Raw genomic sequence first — 17,645 nt, 5'->3', positions numbered from 1 at the left:
ATGGCGCTGCTGGACATCCGCGACTTCAGCCTGGCCATCGACGGCCGCGCCATCCTGAGCGCCGTATCGCTGACGGTGGAACCGGGCCAGATCGTGGCCCTGGTGGGGACGTCCGGCTCCGGCAAGTCCATGACCGCCCTGTCGGTGCTGGGCCTGACCCCCGCCGGCGCCAGAACCCAGGGCAGCATCAGCCTGGACGGGCGGGAGTTGACCACCCTGACCGACCGGCAGATGAACGCCGTGCGCGGCCGCGACGTGGGCCTGGTGTTCCAGGAACCCATGACGGCCCTGAACCCCGTCCTGTCCATCGGCGCGCAGGTGGCGGAGACGGTACGGGTGCACGGCATGGCCAGCCGGGCGGAGGCCACGCGCATCGCCGACGCCATGCTGACCCGTGTGGGCCTGCCCGCCGACCGTTTCCCCCGCGGCCGGCGTCCGCATGAACTGTCTGGCGGCCAGCGCCAGCGGGTGGCTATCGCGGCGGCCCTGGCGCTGAAACCCAAGCTGCTGATCGCGGATGAGCCCACCACCGCCCTGGACGTGACCACCCAGGCCCGCATCCTGGGCCTGCTGGTCGATCTTGTCCGTCAGGACGGCCTGGGCCTGCTGCTGATCAGCCACGACCTAGCCCTGGTGTCGCGCGTGGCCGACCGCGTGGTGGTCCTGCATGAAGGCGCGGTGGTGGAGGCGGGCGAGCCCGCGACCGTCTTCGCCGCCCCGCAGCATCCCTATACCCGCCGCCTGCTGGCGGCCACCGAACCGGCGCGGCAGCGGCCGGATGTCCAGCCGGCGCCCGTCCAGCCGCCTCTTCTGGTCGCTGAGGGCATCGTGCGCGACTACCCCCTGCCCCGTGCCGGCTGGTGGTCCAAGCCGGCGCACCTGCGCGCCGTGGACCAGGCCAGCCTGGCCGTGCACCGGGGGGAGAGCGTGGGCATCGTGGGCGAGTCAGGATCCGGCAAGTCCACCCTGCTGCGCACCCTGTTGGCAGCGGACGCGCCGCAGGCGGGCGCGGTGCGCCTGCTGGACCAGCCCTGGTCGGCGGCGCCCGAGGCCGCCCGCCGCCCCTTGCGCCGCCATGTACAGATGGTGTTCCAGGATCCGGTGGGCAGCTTCGATCCCCGCTGGCGGGTGGAGCGCGTGGTGGCCGAGCCCCTGGCCCTGCTGGACACACCGCTGACGCCCGCCTTGCGCCGGGCGCGGGTGGAGGAACTGCTGACCCAAGTGGGCCTGGCGCCGGCGGACGCCGACCGCCATCCGCACGAATTCTCCGGCGGCCAGCGCCAGCGCATCGCCATCGCCCGCGCCCTGGCGGTGCAGCCCGACCTGATCGCCCTGGATGAGGCGACCTCGGCCCTGGATGTGCTGACGCGCGCCCAGATCCTGGACCTGCTGGGTAACCTTTCCCGGCGCCTGGGCCTGGCCTATCTGGTGGTGTCGCACGACCTAGCGGTCGTGCGGGCCCTGACCGACCGGCTGATGGTCATGCAAGGCGGCCGCATCGTCGAGGAAGGGCCGACCCTGCAGGTGCTGAGCCGGCCCCAGCATCCCTACACCGCCAGCCTGCTGGCGGCCACGCCCACCCTGGCTGCTCACGTCGCCTGATGGCCGCCATCGCCGCCTTGACCGTCCCCCGCATGGAACACCGCGCGGGCGATGGCGCGGGCCAGGCAGTCGGCGGCGGCGGAACCGATACGCGCCACCTGGGCCCAACGGCCGCCGGCGTCCTTCGACAGGGCCGGTCCCCGCGCCACGGCGAACACGGTGTCGCCGTCGAACGGCGTGTGGGCCGGGCGGGCGGCGCGGGCGATGCCGTCCTGCGCCATCATCGCCACTCGCTTGCACTCCGCCGTGCTGAGGTCGGCGGAGGCGGCCACCACGGCGATGGTGGTGTTGGCGCCAGCCGTGGGCTGGCGGTGCACGCCCAGCCGCGACAGCTCGGGCACTGGGTCGCTGGCATCCACGGGGCCTTGGGGCGTCCGGCCGCCGAACTCACCGTCGATCTCGAACGGCCAGGCCCAGTAGGTGCGGCCATCGGGCATGAAGACCGAACCCAGGGGGTTGGCCGCCACCAGAGCGCCCACCACCAGGCCATCACCCAGGTCGATGGAGGCGGTGCCGACGCCGCCGGGGATCAGCCCGGCCATGGCGCCGCGCCCGGCGCCCAGGGCACCCTGGGGCACGTCCAGGCCGGCGGCCTCCACCGCGCGTATCCCCAGGTCGCGGTAGGGCGGCGTCAGGCCCCAGTCCTTGTCGCCGCCGTTGGCCAGGTCATAGAGCACGGCGGCCGGGACCAGGGGCACGGCGGGTGTGCCGGGCCGCAGGGTCAGGCCCATCCCGCGCCGCGACAGCACCGCCGCCACCCCGTCCGCCGCCGCGAGCCCGAAGACCGACCCGCCGGTCAGGACCACGGCATGAGCCCGGCCCACCAGGTTCTCCGCCGCCAGCATCTCGGTCTCCCGGGTGCCGGGGCCGCCGCCGCGCACGTCCACGCCGCCGGCCCAGCCAGCGGCCCCCTTGGCCCCCCCGCACAGCAGAACGGTGACGCCGCTGCGCACCCGCTCATCCGTGGCGTGGCCCACCGTCAGGCCGGGGACGTCGGTGATGGCGTTGCGCGGTCCGGGGGCAGGCATGATACGGTTTTCCAACGGCTTGGTGGCCTGTCTGAACCTCAGGCCGCGACAGCGGGAATAGTCCTCCTTCGCCCTCACACCTTCAACGGGAAACGCCATGCCCGACGTCCCTGACCTGCCGCTCGCCACCACCCGGCTGGTGGTCACGCCCGACACGGTGACGGTGCGCGACGGCCGCCCACCCTTGAGCCTGCTGGTGCATGAGGGCGGCGCGCGCGCCGACACCACCGTCTTCCTCTGCCACGGCAGTGGCGGCAACAAGAACCAGTGGCGCCATCAATGGGCCGCCCTGGTGGAGGCGGGGGTGCGCATCGTCGCCTGGGATTTCGTCGGTCATGGGCAAAGCCCCCAGCCGCGCGACTGGGCGGCGTATCAGGGAAGCCACCTGGTAGCGGACTACCGCCAGATCCTGGAGACCTATGGTCAAGGCCGCATCATCCTGGCCGGCCATTCCTACGGCTGCCGCCTGACCCTGAGCCTGCTGCAGGGCCTGGCGGCGGAGGGGCGGCTGGACCGTGTGGCGGCGGCCCTGCTGCTTGGCCCGCCCAGCCCCGTCGCCCAGCTGGGCGCCAACCCGCTGAGCTGGCTGCCGCCCTTCATCCTGGAATGGATCCGCCCGATCATCTCCGCCAAGTTCCGTTCCCTGGCCTGGCATCCGGACACCGACGCCGCCCTGCTGGCGTTCGAGGAGCAGGCGACCAAGGGCAACAGCCTGTTCATGATGAAGGCGCTGATGAGCCAGGCGGCCCATCCCGACCCGGGAGCGCTGTCCGCCCTGACCCTGCCCATCACCGTGGTGGCCGGCGCCAACGACGGCCTGACGCCCCCGGCCGGCGCCCGCGACCTGGCCGGGCGCCTGCCCAACGCCACCTACGTGGAACTGGAACGCTGCGGCCACCAGATCATGCTGGAGAAGCCGGCCGAGACCAACGCCTTGCTGCTGGGCCTGGTGAACGGCTAGGCCCGGCCCTGCCAGACCTCGGCCAGCAGGGCGTCACGGCTGACCACCTCATCGCGTCGCACGCACAGTGCCGCCAGCGTCCGCGCAGCGCGGCCCTCCAGCCGCCTCTCCGTCCCGTCGGCATGGCGCAGCACCGCCCCGTCAAAGGTCCAACCGCCGATGCGATACGTACCGGTCATGGCCTTGCCACTGGCCGGATCAGAGTGATTTCCAAGTCGGTAATCCCGGCCCGCGCCACCTTGGCCCAGGCCTGGTCGGCGGTGATCGCTGGTAAACGGCGGCTGCAGGCCAGGGCCAAGCAGGCCCTGTCGCCCATCGACAGACCAGCAGCACAGGTGGCCGGACGCAGGTCTGCCGTCTGCAACGCGTCTTCCAACCGGTAGTCGACGATCTCGACCCCCGTCGCCTCAACCGCCTCCCGCGCCTCGTCGACGGGCATGCCCCGTTCCCGAAGCTTGGTGATGATTTCGGCCAGGTTCACGGTGGAAAGCAGGGCGCCTGGCAGAGTGGCCATCACCTGCTCCGCCCCGGGCTCCGCCAGCAGCACGGCCAACAAGGCCGAACTGTCGAGGACCGCCTCACTCATGCTCCGCCGCCGCCCGTCGCTCCGCCGCCAGTTCCTCGATCAGGTCGGCGCCTTCCGGAACGTAACGTCGCACCAGGGCCTGGGCCCGGCGAATGGCGGCCTCTATGGGTTCCAGCACCACAACGCCGTCGACCAGCCGTGCCACGACCTTACCGCCATCGGCCAAGCCCAAAGCGGACCGCATCTGAGCCGGAATGACGACACGGCCATTCGATGCCATCGTCAGATTGGCGCGCAACATGTCATGAACTCCAAAGATGACACCTTTGGCTATAATGACATATTGGGCACGCCTTGTCCTCACTCGTACCGCAGCGCCGCCACCGGCGGGGCGCTGGCGACACGGATGACGTGGACGGCCACCGTAACCAGGGCCACGGCCAAGGCGACGGCGCCCGCGGCCAGGAAGGTCAGGGGCGCCTGGTCAACCCGCACGGTGAATTGCAGCAGCCACTGGTGCAAAGCCCACCAGGCGACAGGCCACGCCACCAGGTTGGCCAGCAGCACCGGCCGGGTGAATTGCCAGGCCATAAGCCCCATGATGTCCGGCACCTTGGCCCCCACCACCCGGCGGACGCCGATCTCCTTGGTACGCCGGGCCGCCGTCAGGGCGGTCAGGCCGAACAAGCCCATATTGGCCAGCGCCACGGCCAGGCCGCCGAAGGCGGCGAAGACGCGGGCCTGGCGCCGTTCCGACTGATACAGGCTTTCGATCCGCTCATCCGCGAAGGCGCGGCGCAGGTATTCGGCGTCGGGGTACGGCTTGTCGACCACGGCATTCACGGCTGCCATCGTGGCCCGCTGGTCACCTGCGGCCAGGCGCACGGTCAGGTGCTCACCGCTGGCCTTGATCAGGAACATCAGCGGCAGGTCGGCGCGGCGGGCGGACTGGAACCGCATGTCCGCCACCACGCCGGCGACCTCGGTGGGGTCTTCGCTGTTGATGGAGAGACGTTCGCCCACCGCGTCCTCCGGCTTGGCGTATCCCATGCGCCGCGCCGCGGTTTCCGTCAGGATGAGGTAACGCGGCTTGTCCTCGTCCACCTCCGCCGGCTTCCAGCCGGCGGGCAGGCCCTTGCCCGCCACCAGGCGCGCACCATAGGTGGCGAAGAAATCCTGGTCTGCGGTGAAGCTGGCGATGCCCCGCGCCTGGCGCAGGGTGCTGCGGGTGTTCTCCGGCAGGTCGAAGCTGGACAGGCTTTCCGATTCAGCGGCCGGCACCAAGCTGGACAGGCTGGCGGCACGCACGCCGGGCAGGCGTGCCACCTCCGCCTTCAAGGTGGCGGCCCGCGCGAGGTCGACGGGCAGGTTGCTGATCAGGTACAGGCTGTCCGGCTGATAGCCCAGGCCAGCCGCCTGCACATGGGCCACCTGGCGCTGCACCGTGAAGGTCGCCACCATCAGGGCGATGGACACCGCGAACTGCGCCACCACCAGCACGGCCCGCACGCGGCCGGCGCCCGGCGCCTGGGCGCGACCCTTCAGCACCTCCCCCGGCCGGTAGCCCGACAACACCAGGGCGGGGTAGAAACCGCCCAGCACGCCCACCAGGACGGGCGTGGCCAGCAGCAGGGGCAGCAGCCAGCCCCGGGGCAGGGGCGCCAGCGAGACATCCCGGCCCACCAGTCCCTGGAACGCCGGCCGGGCCAGTTCCATGAGCGCCAGGGCGGCCACCGTGCCGATGGCGGCCAGCAGCACCGCCTCGCCAGTGAACAGGGCGACCAGTTGCCGGCGCCGGGCGCCCACCAGCTTGCGGATGCCCACCTCGCGGGCGCGGGTGATGGCCTGGGCCGTGGCCATGTTGGTGTAGTTCGCGATGGCGATGCCCAGGATCAGCAGGGCGACGCCGCCCAGGACCTGCAACGTGCCGACGTCCCCGCCGGCGACGGTGCCCAGCGCCTTGACCCGCAGATAGATGTCGGGCACGGGATCCAGCCGCAGACTGACCATGTTGTCCATGCCGCCGCCCGCCTTGTCGGGGTTGGGCGGGTTGTGCCGGTTGACGAACGCGGGCAGCGCCGCGCCCACCGCCGCCGCCGACGCCCCAGGCGCCAAGCGGACGTAGGTGGTGACGCCCGAGATGTCAGACCAGGCGCGCGGCTTCGCATGCGCCCAGGACTTGTCACCCCGCGCGGCCTCGGCGGCGATTGCGGTGAAGACCAGATGGCTTTGCCGCAGCGGCGCCAGGACACCGGTGACGGTCAGGGCCGGCCCGTGCCGCACCTCGATCGTGCGGCCCATGGGGTCGGCGTCCCCGAACAGCGTGCGGGCCAGTTCCCGCGTCACCACCACGCCATCGGGCCGGGCCAGAGCCAGGGCGGGATCGCCCCGCTCCAGTGGATAATCCAGCAGCCGCAGGAAATCCGGATCGGCCCACAGCACCCGCTGTTCGAAGTAGCGGGTGGCTGCGCCCAGCATCACCCGATCCTGCTCGACACGGGTGACGGCCTCCACCTCCGGCACCTCCTGCCTCAGGGACTCGGCCAAATCATCGGGGGAGAATGTCAGCTTGATGGACTGGCCGCCCACGTTCAGCTGGCTGCCCACGCGGTACAGGCGGTCGGCATGGGCGAAACCCCGGTCCACCGTCCCCTCTTCCGCTACGTAGAGGCTGACCAGCAGGAAGGCGGCGATACCGACGGCCAGACCCGCCAGGTTCAGCAGGGTGAACAGGACATGCCGACGGAGAAAGACGGGCAGCGTGAACATCGACATCGGACACCTTCCCCTTACTCATACCGCAGGGCGCTGGCCGGCGGCGCCCGGGTCACGCGGAGGACGTGGATGGCCACGGTGGCCAGCGCCACGGCCAGGGCGGCGGCGCCAGCGGCCAGATAAGTGCCCGGCCCCTGGTCCACCCGCACGGTGAATTGCCCCAGCCAGCGGTGCAGCCCCCACCAGGCCAAGGGCCATGCCACCAGGTTGGCCAGCAGCACCGGCCGCGCGAACTGCCACACCATCAGCCAGGCGATATCGCGCGCCCGGGCCCCCACGACCCGGCGGATGCCGATCTCCTTGGTCCGCCGCGCCGCCGCCAGCGCCGTCAGGCCGAACAGGCCCAGATTGGCCAGCACGATGGCCAGCGCACTGAAGATGGCGAAGACCTTGGCCTGGCGCTCCTCCGTCCGGTACTGGGCTTCCAGCCGGTCGTCGGCGAAGCCGCGCGGCGCGCGGCGCGCCTCGGGATACAACCGATCCACCAGGGCGTTGATGGCGGCCAGGGCCGGACGAGGGTCGCCGGCGGCCAGGCGGACGGTCAGGAAGCCGCCGGTGGCGCCGACGGAGAACATCAGCGCCTCGTCCGCGTCGCGGGCGGTGCGGAAACGGACATTGCCCAGCACGCCCGCGACCTCGACCGGATGATCCTCCTCATCAGTGTAGCGGTCGCCCACGGCGTCCGTGGGATGGGCATAACCCAGGCGCCTGGCCGCCGCCTCGGTCAGCCAGACATAGCGCCGCTCCCCATCCGCCGCCGGGCGCCAGCCGGGCGGTAGGGCAACCCCCGCCTTGAGATCCAGGCCATAGGTCGCGATAAAGTCCGGATCCGCCGAGAATTCCGGCATGAAGGCCTTGCCCGGCGTGGCGCCATGGGTGTCGCCGGGCACCGTGAGCTGGGTCATGAACTGGCTGATGTCAGCGGGGACGAGGCTGCTGAAGGCCGTGCCCTGGATGCCGGGCACCTTCGCCAACTCCGTCTTCATGGTGGCCGCCCGCTGGGCGTCGTGGGGCAGCTGGCTGACGACGTAGAGGTTTTCCGGCAGGAAGCCCAAGGCGGCGGTGCGGGCGTGCGCCACCTGGCGCAGCACCGTCACCGTGGCGATGATCAGGGTGATGGAGATGGCGAACTGTGCCACCACCAACACCGCGCGCAGGCGGCCGGCGGCCGGCGCCGTGCCACCCTTCAGCACTGCCGCCGGGCGGTAGCCGGAGAGTACCAGGGCGGGATAAAGGCCACCCAGCACCCCCACCACCAGGGGCGTGGCCAGGACCAGGGCAAGGAAACCGCCGTCACGCAGCAAGGAAAAGCCGAGCGGCCGGCCCACCAGCGCCTGAAAGGGAGGCAGCAGCACCTCCACCACCGCCAGGGCGGTCAGGGTGCCAGCGATGGCCAGCGCCACGGACTCGCCGGTGAACAGGGCCACCAGCTGCCACCGCCGGGCACCAGCCAACTTGCGGATGCCGACCTCGCGCGCCCGGTGGATGGCTTGGGCCGTGGCCAGGTTGGTGTAGTTGGCGATGGCCACGCCCAGGATCAGCAGGGCGGCGGCCGACAGGAGGCCCACGGTGCCGACGTCGCCGCCCGGCTTGGACTGGTTGAAGGTCTTGATGTGCAGATGGATGGACGGCACCGGGTCCAGACGCAGGGTCATGAAGCCCTGGCGCACATCATCCGGCAACTGGCTCAGGACGGCGCGGCGCCGCACGAAATCCGGCAGCCGCGCGGCCACCGCCTCGGCGGAGGCTCCCGGACGCAGCCGGACGTAGACGGCGGTTTCCCCAATGTGGCTCCACTGCTCCGCGGCCATATGGGCCCAGTTCTTGTCCCCACGGCCGCTGTCGGCGGCGATGCCGGTGAACTTCAGATGGGTTTCGGCCAGCGGCTTCAGCACGCCGGTGACGGTCAGCATCTGGCCGCCCGCCACCTGGACGGTGCGGCCCATCGGATCGGCATCCCCGAACAGGGTGCGGGCCAGATCCGGTGTCACCACCAGCCCGTCAGGCCGGGCCAGCGCCGTGGCGCTGTCGCCCCGCGCCAGGGGATAGTCCAGCACCCGCAACAGGTTGGCGTCCGCCCACAACAGCGGCGTGGTCAGGACGCGATCCCCATCCTGAAGGTCGACATCCTCCTCCGAGGCGCGGGTGACCGCCTCCACCTCCGGGAAATCCTGCGCCAGCGGTTCGACCAGCAGGGGCGTGGTGGCGCCCAGGACGATGTCGTTGCCGCCCACGGACAACCGTGTCCCCACCCGGTACAGCCGGTCCACGCCGGTGAACCCCCGGTCCACGGTCAATTCCCCCGCCACATACAGGCTGACCATCAGGAAGCCGGCGATCCCCGCCGTGAGCCCGAACAGGTTGAGCAGGGTGATCAGCGCGTGGCGGCGAAAAATGGACGGCAAGACGATCATTCAGCGGTTTCCCCTGGCTGCGGAATGAGGCCATTGCCTTAAGCAAAAGGCGGGCCGCGCTTAAGTCCTTGCTTTTGCTGAAGACGACGGGGGGAACCTCTGTCCGTTGGCGCACAGTGTCCGGTAACGGACAATCGGCGCACACGCCCGCCTACTAAAGGGCGCCGCCGACATCACGCTTCTTCACGCCTGCCGCACGGAACCGCGTTCCACCAGGGTGAAGTCCAGCACCACGTCGCGCGGGGTGGTGGCCGGGGCGGCCCGCTCCGCAGCCGGCCGGCCCAGCGCCTCGACCAGCAGGTCGATGGCGCGGATGGCCATGTCCTTTATGGGTTGGCGCACAGTGGTCAGCGCCGGCCACACCCGGGTGGCGACCAGCGTGTCGTCAAAGCCGGTAACGGCGAGGTCACGGGGCGGCACCAAACCCCGCCGGTGCGCGGCCCATAAGGCCGCGGCGGCCATATCGTCATTGGCAGCCATGATGGCATCCGGCGGCTGGGAAAGGTCCAGCAGGGTGTCGGCGGCGACCAGCCCGGTTTCAAAGCTAAAAAGCCCTTCCGCGCACAGCTCCGGCCGGAAAGGGATGCCGTGCGCCGCCAGCGCGGCCTTGTACCCGTCCAGCCGGGCCACACTGTCGGAATGGCCGCCCGGGCCGGTGATGATGGCGATGCGGCGATAGCCCCGCGCGACCAGCAAGTCGGCGACCGCCCGCCCCGCCGCATGGTTGTCGATGCGTACCGTCGCCATGTCGGGCAAGGGACCGGCCGTGGCGATGGCCGCCGCCGGCACGCCGAGGGTGCGCAGCGCCGGCGTCCCGGTCAGCAATTCGGCAAAGGGGGGGATGAACAGCAAGGCGTCTGCGCCCGACCGTACCAGGGACAGCGCCACCGCCGCCGCCCTGTCGGGCGTGGCGGCACTGGCGCGGCGCACCATCAGCTGCAGCCCCTTCTCCGCCGCCGCAGCCGACACCTCGCCATGCGCCAGGCTGAGGAACATGCTTTCGATATCGAGGTAGATCAGCCCGATGCGCGCCGGGGCCGCCCCCACCAAGTGGCGGGCCGCTTGGCTGGGCACGTAGCCCATTTCCTCAATGATGGCGCGGACTCGGGCGCGGGTGGATTCCCCCACCTTGCCAGTGCGGTTGACGACGTTGGACACGGTCATGGCGGACACGCCGGCACGCTGGGCCACGTCCTGGATGGTCACCCTGTCCCGCTGCTGCCGTGACCGCCGCATCCGTCCGCTGATCCGTCATCTGATCGCCGACGACGAAGCAACGGCGCCCGCCGGGCCGGCGGGACGCCGATATTCCCTTGCCCGGGGAAGGTGACGCAAGCGCCTTACCCCTGGCAAACGGTGCCCCTGCCCTTCATTTCATGGCCATCGTCAGCGCTGTTTCACGTCACGCCCTGTCGATCCGCGCGGCATAGCAGCCGTATTTGGCGTAATGGGCGTGGATGTAGGCCACATCCGGCCTGTCCAGCAGGCGGCGGATGAGGGGGATGGCCTCCGCACCGTCCATCAGGTCGGCCGTCACGATCATATGGCCCGCGTCAAAGCATCGTAGCGACAGGATGCGCCGTTCCAAGGCCGGCGGCAGGGTGTTCACCGTCCGGCACGCTTCACCCACGCCCTCGCGCACATAGATCGCATGGGCGGAGCGATAGGGGGTGAAGGCGGGTTGATGCTGATGGTTCACCAGCACCACGCGCTCCCCCGGGCGGGCATCATCCAGGCTGACGCGGCAGGGGAAGGCGCCAGCGGCGTCCACAACCTGACGGCGGGCGCCGGCGGCCAGCAGGCCGGCCTCATCCAGGGCGAACAAGGGGGCGAAAGGGGCCGGATCGAGGCCGGTGACGGTGAAGGACAGGGTCATGATGGCAACCGATGGTGAGGTGGTCGATGTCCCACCCTGCCCCGCGCCGACGCGGCGGCCATCCCGTTTCCTGCGGTCGAAAATACTCAGTCGCCGTAGGCATCCGGGCCGAAAGAGGGCGGGCCGGGCTTCGCCACCTGCGTCGGTGGCATCTCATCCGCGTCCGGCACCACCCGCACCAGGGTGCAGCGGTGGCCCTGGCTGTCCAGCGCCACCGGCATCGCCGGGCGCAGCATCAGCAAGAGGATGAAGGCGAGCAGGAGCAGCCCCAGCAGCGCGCGTGACAACGCGCTGCCGGCGCCACCGGAAAGGCGGCCGGTCATGATGGTGTCCTTTATGGTTTCAAGGGCCGCCGGCGATGCGGAGCCCCGGGCGGAGGAGCGTCCGTTCAGGCAATCGCTCCGTCACAGGCGAAGTATCGGTCACCGAACCCTTGGCAACAATGTGTATTGCGCGCAGTGTGCCTTCGCCGATGACGAAGGGTGACCCGCGAAGGGGCTTCCATGCAATTCGACTTGACCGACCTGGCCCTGTTCCGCGACGTGGTGGAGGCGGGCAGCATCACCTGGGGGGCCGAACGGGCGCACCTGGCCCTGGCAGCGGCCAGCACGCGCATCCGTAACATGGAGGTGTCGCTGGGCGCCATTCTGCTGGACCGGGGACGGCACGGGGTGACACCCACCCCCGCCGGCCGCGCCCTGCTGGCCCATGCCCGCGCCATCCTGGAGCAGACGGAACGCCTGCGTGAGGATTTGAGCGTCTACGCCGGCGGGGCGGCCGGCAACGTCCGTATCCTGTCCAACACCAACGCGCTGACGGAATTCCTGCCCGAGCTGCTGAGCAGCTTCCTGAACGCCCACCCCCTGGTGTCGGTGGATGTGGAGGAACGGCTGAGCGATGAGATCGTGGCCGCCATCGCCGACGGCACCGGCGACATCGGCATCGTCGCCGGCACGGTGGAGACGGGCGAGTTGGAAACCTACCCTTTCCGCCAGGACCGCTTCGTCCTGGTGGCCGCCCCCACCCACCCGCTGGGCGGGCGTGAGACGGTGACCTTCGCCGAGGTGATGGACCACGACCTCGTGGGCCTGGACCGCGCGGCGGCGCTGCAGCGCTTCCTGTCCGACCGGGCCGCCCGCGCCGGCCGGCGTCTGCGCCTGCGCGTACAGCTGCGCAGCTTCGATGGCATCTGCCGCCTGGTGGAGGGCAACGTCGGCATCGGCATCGTGCCGGAAACGACGGCGCGCCGTGCCGCCCGGACCATGGACATCCGCTGCATCGCCCTGACCGACAGCTGGGCGGTACGCGATCTGAAGGTCTGCACCCGCGGCCGGGCCCGCCTGCCCCGCTTCGCCAAATTGCTGGCCGACCATCTGCTGAGCTCACCCTCCGTAGGGCCGCTTCACGACGGGGGCATGGAACCACCGGCGGCGGCCCCATAGCGCCGACGGGCGCTTTTCCCGTACACTTTCCCGATCATGACGACGGGCCGGCATAACGGCCCCCAGCCCCGAGGAATTCCCCCATGCGTCTGCGGCCCTTGCTTCGCCTGGCCGTCCTGGCCAGCGCCACCGTATTGAGCCTGCCCGCCCTGGGCGCCGAGGAAGCCAAGCCCGACCCCGTCCTGGCACAGATGGTGGCCTCACCCGCGCGATCACCCCAGTTCCAGGCGCGCGACGCCGCCCGCCATCCCTTGCAGGAACTGGCCTTCTTCGGCCTCGCGCCCCACCAGACGGTGGTCGAGATCTCGCCCAGCGGCGGTTATTGGACGGAGATTCTGGCGCCCTACCTGCATGACCGGGGCACCTACTACGCCGCCGCCAACCCCCGGGGCACGGACAGCGCCTACGCCAACCGCGAGAACGCCGCCTTCGACGCCAAGCTGGCCGCCGACCCGGCGCGCTACGGCAAGGTCAAGGTGACGGAGTTCGGCCGGGGGCACTTCGACATCGCCCCCGCCGGCAGTGCCGACCTGATCGTCACCTTCCGGAACCTGCACAACTGGATGGGTGGCGGTTACGCGGACGAGGCCATGGCCGCCTTCTATCGGGCGCTGAAGCCCGGCGGCATCCTGGGCATCGAGGATCACCGCGCCAGCGATGCCCAGCCGCAAGATCCGAAAGCAACCAGCGGTTACGTAAGGCAGGATTACGCCATCGCGCTGGCCAAGAAGGCCGGCTTCGAGCTGGTGAGCAGTTCCGAGATCAACGCCAACCCCAAGGACAGCAAGGATTGGCCGGAAGGCGTATGGACCCTGCCACCGACCCTAGCGCTTAAGGATAGGGACCGGGACCGTTATCTGGCTGTGGGCGAAGCCGATAATTTCGTGCTGAAATTCCGGAAGCCCCTGCAATAAGCTGATTAGTTTATACAATATTCAGACAACAAACGAGTCTCGCGCCGCGCCGCCCCCGGTTGCGGCGCGTTTTCGTTTCCACGGGGCGGAGGATGCGGCGATCGGCCACGGCATAGGCCTTAGGTAATAACATTTCCATTTTTGATACCTTAGCATTTCTGCCGTTATCAAAAATGTGACAAAATTCGCACACTTATCGGTTGATACCGACTGTTACAAAATCCGCCGTTTACTCAATCGCACTTCTGCAAAAGAAATTGGTCGCAATCCTGCCCCGATATGGGCGCGGGGCTGGCTGGGCGCCGTCGGCGCCGGCCAACGATCAAGACAGAAGAGAGATTGAGGAGAGGCATGAGGGAGATTTCCGTCGCCGCCCGCCGTAAGGTGTGGCGCCATGGCATCGCTGCGGGCGCCCTGATGGCGCTGGCCGCGACCACCGCCCAGGCCCAGCAGAAGCAGCAGGCCGCCGCCGATGATTCCCTCGAGGAAATCGTCGTCACCGGTTCGCGCATCGCGCGCCCCAACCTGACCCAGCCCACCCCCGTCCAGGTCATCAACGCCGAGGCCATCCAGGCCACCGGCCTGACCTCGACCGTCGACGTGCTGAGCCAGCTGCCGCAGACCCAGAACGACATGGGTCCGTCGACCAACGCCCGCTTCATCAACGGCGCCGGCGTGAACTTCGCCAACCTGCGCGGCCTGGGTGAGTACCGCACCCTGACCCTGGTGGACGGCAAGCGCCACGTCGGTTCGCTGTCCGGCCGTAACGGTTCCGGCGGCACCTCGCTGGTCGACCTGAACAGCATCCCGCCGGCGCTGATCGAGCGCATCGAAGTGGTGACGGGCGGTACGTCGGCCGTGTACGGCGCCGACGCCGTCGCCGGTGTGGTCAACGTCATCACCAAGAAGAACTACGAAGGCGCCGAAGCCACCATCCAGTACAACTGGTCGGATGGGGATGGCTACCAGTCCACCGATGTCAGCGCCATCGTCGGCCACAACTTCGACGGCGGCCGCGGCAACATCACCCTGGCGGTCGACTACAACCACGACCTGGGCCTGTATGGCAAGGACCGCCCCGAGGCGCTGTACAACTACACCCTGGTGGCCAACCCGGCCAGCAAGAGCGCCAGCGACGGCATCCCCGACCGCATCACCATCTCCCCGACCCTGTCGTCGGTGCTGGCGGCCAGCGGCGCCCCCGTCATCCGCACCTGGCTGGACGCGGCGCACCCGCAGTACAGCTACACCTTCAAGCCCGACGGCTCGGGCATCGTCCCGTTCAACCGCGGCACGCTGATCAACGGCATCCCCGCCGGCAACAAGACCAGCGCCGGTGACGCCAACTCGATCGGTGGGGACGGCTACAACCCGTCCAAGTACCTGACCCTGCGCACCCCCAACATCCGCGAAGTGGCCGACACCCTGGTCAACTATCGCCTGGCGCAGGACCTGGGGCCCATCGACACGCTGAACTTCTTCGCCGACCTGAAGTATTCCGACAGCCGCGGCACCAGCCGGTCCACGCCGTTCACCAACGGCACGGGCACCCCGGGCACCGGCACCAATGGCCAGTTGGGCTCCGGCGCCCTGACCATCCAGGCCGACAATGCCTACCTGCCGTCCGACCTGAAGGCGCTGCTGGCGACCGACAAGGTGTCCAGCTTCACCATCACCCGCGTGAACGACGATTGGTATGGCCCGCGCGAGTACGCCTATGAGTATGAGGTGATGCGCGGCGTGTTCGGCCTGAACGGTGACCTCACCAACGGCTGGCACTACGAGGCCTATTATGACTACGGCCGCAACCGTACCAGCTTCGTGAACACCGACAAGGTCGTCAGCCTGTTCAATCAGCAGCTGGACGCCGTGAACGTGGGCGGCAAGATCGTCTGCCGCGACGCCACCGCCCAGGCCAACGGTTGCACTCCAATCAACCCGTTCGTGGTCGGCCCGCTGAGCGCCGCGCAGAAGGCCTACGCCTACACCTACACCAAGGAAATGGCGACGCTGCAACAGCACGACGCCGCTTTCAACCTGAACGGCGACCTGTTCAAGTTCCCGGCGTTGTTCAGCGGCACCGTGGCCCCGGTCAGCTTCGCCGCCGGCGTCGAGTACCGCAAGGAAGAGTCGGTGGACAAGACCGACTTCCTGCAAAACCAGCCCACCGGCACCATCTACGGCAACCAGAACGGTTCCGTGTCCGGCAGCTACGACACCACGGAAGTGTATGGCGAGCTGAGCGTCCCCGTACTGCGCGACCTGCCGTTCGCCAAGGCCGTGGACCTGGATCTGGCCTATCGTTACTCCGACTACTCGCTGGCTGGTCCCGCCAGCACCTGGAACATCCAGGCGGGCTGGGCCGTCAACGACGACGTGAAGCTGCGCGGTGGCATCGCCCGCGCGGTGCGCGCGCCCAACATCGACGACCTGTTCACCCCGGCCGGCGATAACTTCCTGGGCGTCAGCGATCCCTGCTCGGTCGAAAACATCGGTGCCAACGCCACCCGCGCCGCCAACTGCGCCAAGGTGGTCCCGGCCGGCTACAAGTCCAGCGACTTCGGCAACCCGTCCACCCGTACGGGCGGCAACATCAACCTGAAGCCGGAAATCGGCCGCACCCTGACGGCCGGCGCCGTGTTCACGCCGACCTTCATCCCGGGCCTGAACGTCACCGCCGACTACTGGCTGGTGAAGATCACCCAGGGCCAGGCGGCGCTGACCTCCAACTCCATCCTGACCAACTGCTATGATCTGAGCGCCGCCGCGCAGTGCGGCCTGATCACCCGCCGTGCGGACGGTTCCATCGCCACCATCTATGGCAACACCGTCAACATCGGTAAGGAAGTGGTGCGCGGTCTGGACTTCCAGGTCGACTACGCCTTCGAACTGGACAAGGTGGGCCTGCAGAACATGGGCGGCCTGAACCTGGGCTTCACCGGCACCTGGGTTCCGGAAAGCATTATCATCCAGGACCCGGCCCACGCCGAGAACAAGCTGTACCGCGCCGGCACTGTCGGTTATCCGCACCTGAAGGGCCGCTTCACCGGCACCTGGGATTGGAACAACCTGACGGTCACCTGGTCCAGCCGCTTCATCGGCGAGTCCGAGACCTTCCCGAACTCCACTGCTGAAATCGCTGATTTCAACAAGATCCCGACCTACTGGTACCACGACATCTCCGCCCGCTACCGCTGGAAGAACATCACGGTGTTCGGCGGTATCAACAACCTGGCGGACAAGATGCCCCCGGCCGTGCCCTTCCTGTACCAGGGCTCGTACCAGGGCGGTTCGTACGCCACGTTCCCGGTCACCACGGGTGGCGGCGGCTCGTACGACATCGTCGGCCGTACCTTCTTCGTCGGCACGACGGTGAAGTTCTGATGAGTGCGGGGGCCGGGCGGCGACGCCGGGCCCCTTCCTTCGAGAAGTCGGGGCCGTGATCGGGAAACCGGTCCGGCCCCTTTCGCGTTCAGCCCCCGCGCGACCATGGCCGCCGGGGTTATGGGAGAGATGGATGAGGCACGCCCACATTGCCGCCCCCCTCGCGGCGGCCCTCTTGGCCCTGGCTGCACCGGCCCAGGCGGCGACCGCCCCCAGCGCCGCTGGCGAGGTGGTGGCCTGCAAGAAGATTGCCGACGGGGACCAGCGCCTGGCCTGCTTCGACAAGAGCAGCGACGGCTTGGAAGTGGAGATGAAGAAGGCAGTGGAGGCCACCTTTGGCAGCCCGCCCAGCGTCAAGGCCGACCAGACCGAGGCCACGTTCGGCAAGCATGAACCGCCCCCGCCGCCGGTGGCGGCGGAACTGGACAATATCCAGTCCCGCATCGTCTCCATGCGCCCCGACCCCGCCGGCCGGCCCATCTTCACCCTGGAGAACGGCCAGGTTTGGCGCTCGCAGGAAAACGCCCGTATCCACCTGAAGGGCGGCGAGAGCGCCACCGTGTCCCGTTCCATGCTGGGTATGGGCTATCAGCTGCAGGTGGGCGACATGTCCTACAGCCTGAGCGTCGTGCGCGACCGCTGACGCTCCTTCTTGTGTTCCTCAAGCGCCGGCGGCCGCCGACCGCCAAGGGCGGCTAGCCCCCCTTGGCTTCAGCACGGCCC

General features: G+C 69.3%; 15 protein-coding genes. 6 read left to right on the top strand and 9 right to left on the bottom strand.

The genetic code is table 11. The features are described from left to right. On the top strand, nt 1-1,602 hold the full coding sequence (locus tag Y958_RS23130; RefSeq protein WP_088874326.1) for an ABC transporter ATP-binding protein: 1,602 nt from the start codon (nt 1-3) through the stop codon (nt 1,600-1,602). Here the strand turns inward: Y958_RS23130 and Y958_RS23125 are convergent. Beyond that, a complete protein-coding gene (locus Y958_RS23125; RefSeq protein ID WP_088874325.1) occupies nt 1,590-2,630 on the bottom strand; it encodes a P1 family peptidase in 1,041 nt (346 codons plus the stop codon). The two genes, Y958_RS23130 and Y958_RS23125, sit on opposite strands and share 13 nt — an antisense overlap. Before the next feature lie 97 nt (nt 2,631-2,727). Here Y958_RS23125 and Y958_RS23120 point away from each other — a divergent pair, with 97 nt between their 5' ends. After that, on the top strand, nt 2,728-3,591 hold the full coding sequence (locus Y958_RS23120) for an alpha/beta fold hydrolase (protein WP_088874324.1): 864 nt from the start codon (nt 2,728-2,730) through the stop codon (nt 3,589-3,591). Here Y958_RS23120 and Y958_RS23115 read toward each other — a convergent pair. The 8 genes from Y958_RS23115 to Y958_RS23080 all read right to left on the bottom strand — a co-directional run bounded on the left by Y958_RS23115 (nt 3,588) and on the right by Y958_RS23080 (nt 11,505). Continuing rightward, a complete protein-coding gene (locus Y958_RS23115) occupies nt 3,588-3,770 on the bottom strand; it encodes a winged helix-turn-helix domain-containing protein (protein ID WP_088874323.1) in 183 nt (60 codons plus the stop codon). The two genes, Y958_RS23120 and Y958_RS23115, sit on opposite strands and share 4 nt — an antisense overlap. Next, nucleotides 3,767-4,177 (bottom strand): type II toxin-antitoxin system VapC family toxin, encoded by a 411-nt coding sequence (locus Y958_RS23110; protein WP_088874322.1) that lies wholly within the window; start codon nt 4,175-4,177, stop codon nt 3,767-3,769. Before Y958_RS23110 ends, Y958_RS23115 begins: the two co-directional genes overlap by 4 nt. Beyond that, complete coding sequence (locus Y958_RS23105) at nt 4,170-4,418, bottom strand: AbrB/MazE/SpoVT family DNA-binding domain-containing protein (protein ID WP_088874321.1); 249 nt, start codon at nt 4,416-4,418, stop codon at nt 4,170-4,172. The genes Y958_RS23110 and Y958_RS23105 overlap by 8 nt, the downstream gene beginning before the upstream one ends. Nucleotides 4,419-4,477: 59 nt before the next feature. After that, the gene (locus tag Y958_RS23100) at nt 4,478-6,892 is read right to left on the bottom strand and encodes an ABC transporter permease (protein ID WP_088874320.1); all 2,415 of its coding nucleotides are present in this window, start codon (nt 6,890-6,892) and stop codon (nt 4,478-4,480) included. A gap of 14 nt (nt 6,893-6,906) precedes the next feature. Next, nucleotides 6,907-9,306, bottom strand: a complete 2,400-nt coding sequence (locus Y958_RS23095) for an ABC transporter permease (RefSeq protein WP_088874319.1) — start codon at nt 9,304-9,306, stop codon at nt 6,907-6,909. Nucleotides 9,307-9,489: 183 nt separating this feature from the next. Continuing rightward, a complete protein-coding gene (locus tag Y958_RS23090; protein WP_088874318.1) occupies nt 9,490-10,542 on the bottom strand; it encodes a LacI family DNA-binding transcriptional regulator in 1,053 nt (350 codons plus the stop codon). A 166-nt stretch (nt 10,543-10,708) separates the two neighbouring features. Continuing rightward, nucleotides 10,709-11,182: a DUF1203 domain-containing protein gene (locus Y958_RS23085; protein WP_088874317.1), complete on the bottom strand. Its 474-nt coding sequence runs from the start codon at nt 11,180-11,182 to the stop codon at nt 10,709-10,711. A gap of 86 nt (nt 11,183-11,268) precedes the next feature. Further along, a complete protein-coding gene (locus Y958_RS23080) occupies nt 11,269-11,505 on the bottom strand; it encodes a hypothetical protein (RefSeq protein WP_088874316.1) in 237 nt (78 codons plus the stop codon). 180 nt (nt 11,506-11,685) lie between these two features. Here Y958_RS23080 and Y958_RS23075 point away from each other — a divergent pair, with 180 nt between their 5' ends. The 4 genes from Y958_RS23075 (at nt 11,686) to Y958_RS23060 (ending at nt 17,565) form a co-directional block, all read left to right on the top strand. Beyond that, the gene (locus tag Y958_RS23075) at nt 11,686-12,624 is read left to right on the top strand and encodes a LysR family transcriptional regulator (RefSeq protein WP_088874315.1); all 939 of its coding nucleotides are present in this window, start codon (nt 11,686-11,688) and stop codon (nt 12,622-12,624) included. Nucleotides 12,625-12,707: 83 nt separating this feature from the next. Next, nucleotides 12,708-13,538 carry a class I SAM-dependent methyltransferase gene (locus Y958_RS23070; protein ID WP_088874314.1) on the top strand — a complete coding sequence of 277 codons (831 nt, stop codon included), beginning with the start codon at nt 12,708-12,710 and terminating at the stop codon, nt 13,536-13,538. Between the two features lie 351 nt (nt 13,539-13,889). Beyond that, entirely contained in the window at nt 13,890-16,922 is a 3,033-nt protein-coding gene (locus Y958_RS23065) for a TonB-dependent receptor domain-containing protein (protein ID WP_186291573.1), read from the top strand. A gap of 133 nt (nt 16,923-17,055) precedes the next feature. Continuing rightward, on the top strand, nt 17,056-17,565 hold the full coding sequence (locus tag Y958_RS23060; RefSeq protein ID WP_088874312.1) for a hypothetical protein: 510 nt from the start codon (nt 17,056-17,058) through the stop codon (nt 17,563-17,565). The last annotated feature ends 80 nt before the right edge of the window (nt 17,566-17,645 follow it).

The sequence above is a fragment of the Nitrospirillum viridazoti CBAmc genome (assembly GCF_000730165.1).
GTDB classification, from domain to species: Bacteria; Pseudomonadota; Alphaproteobacteria; order Azospirillales; family Azospirillaceae; genus Nitrospirillum; species Nitrospirillum viridazoti.
This window is presented reverse-complemented; position numbering and strand designations above follow the sequence as displayed.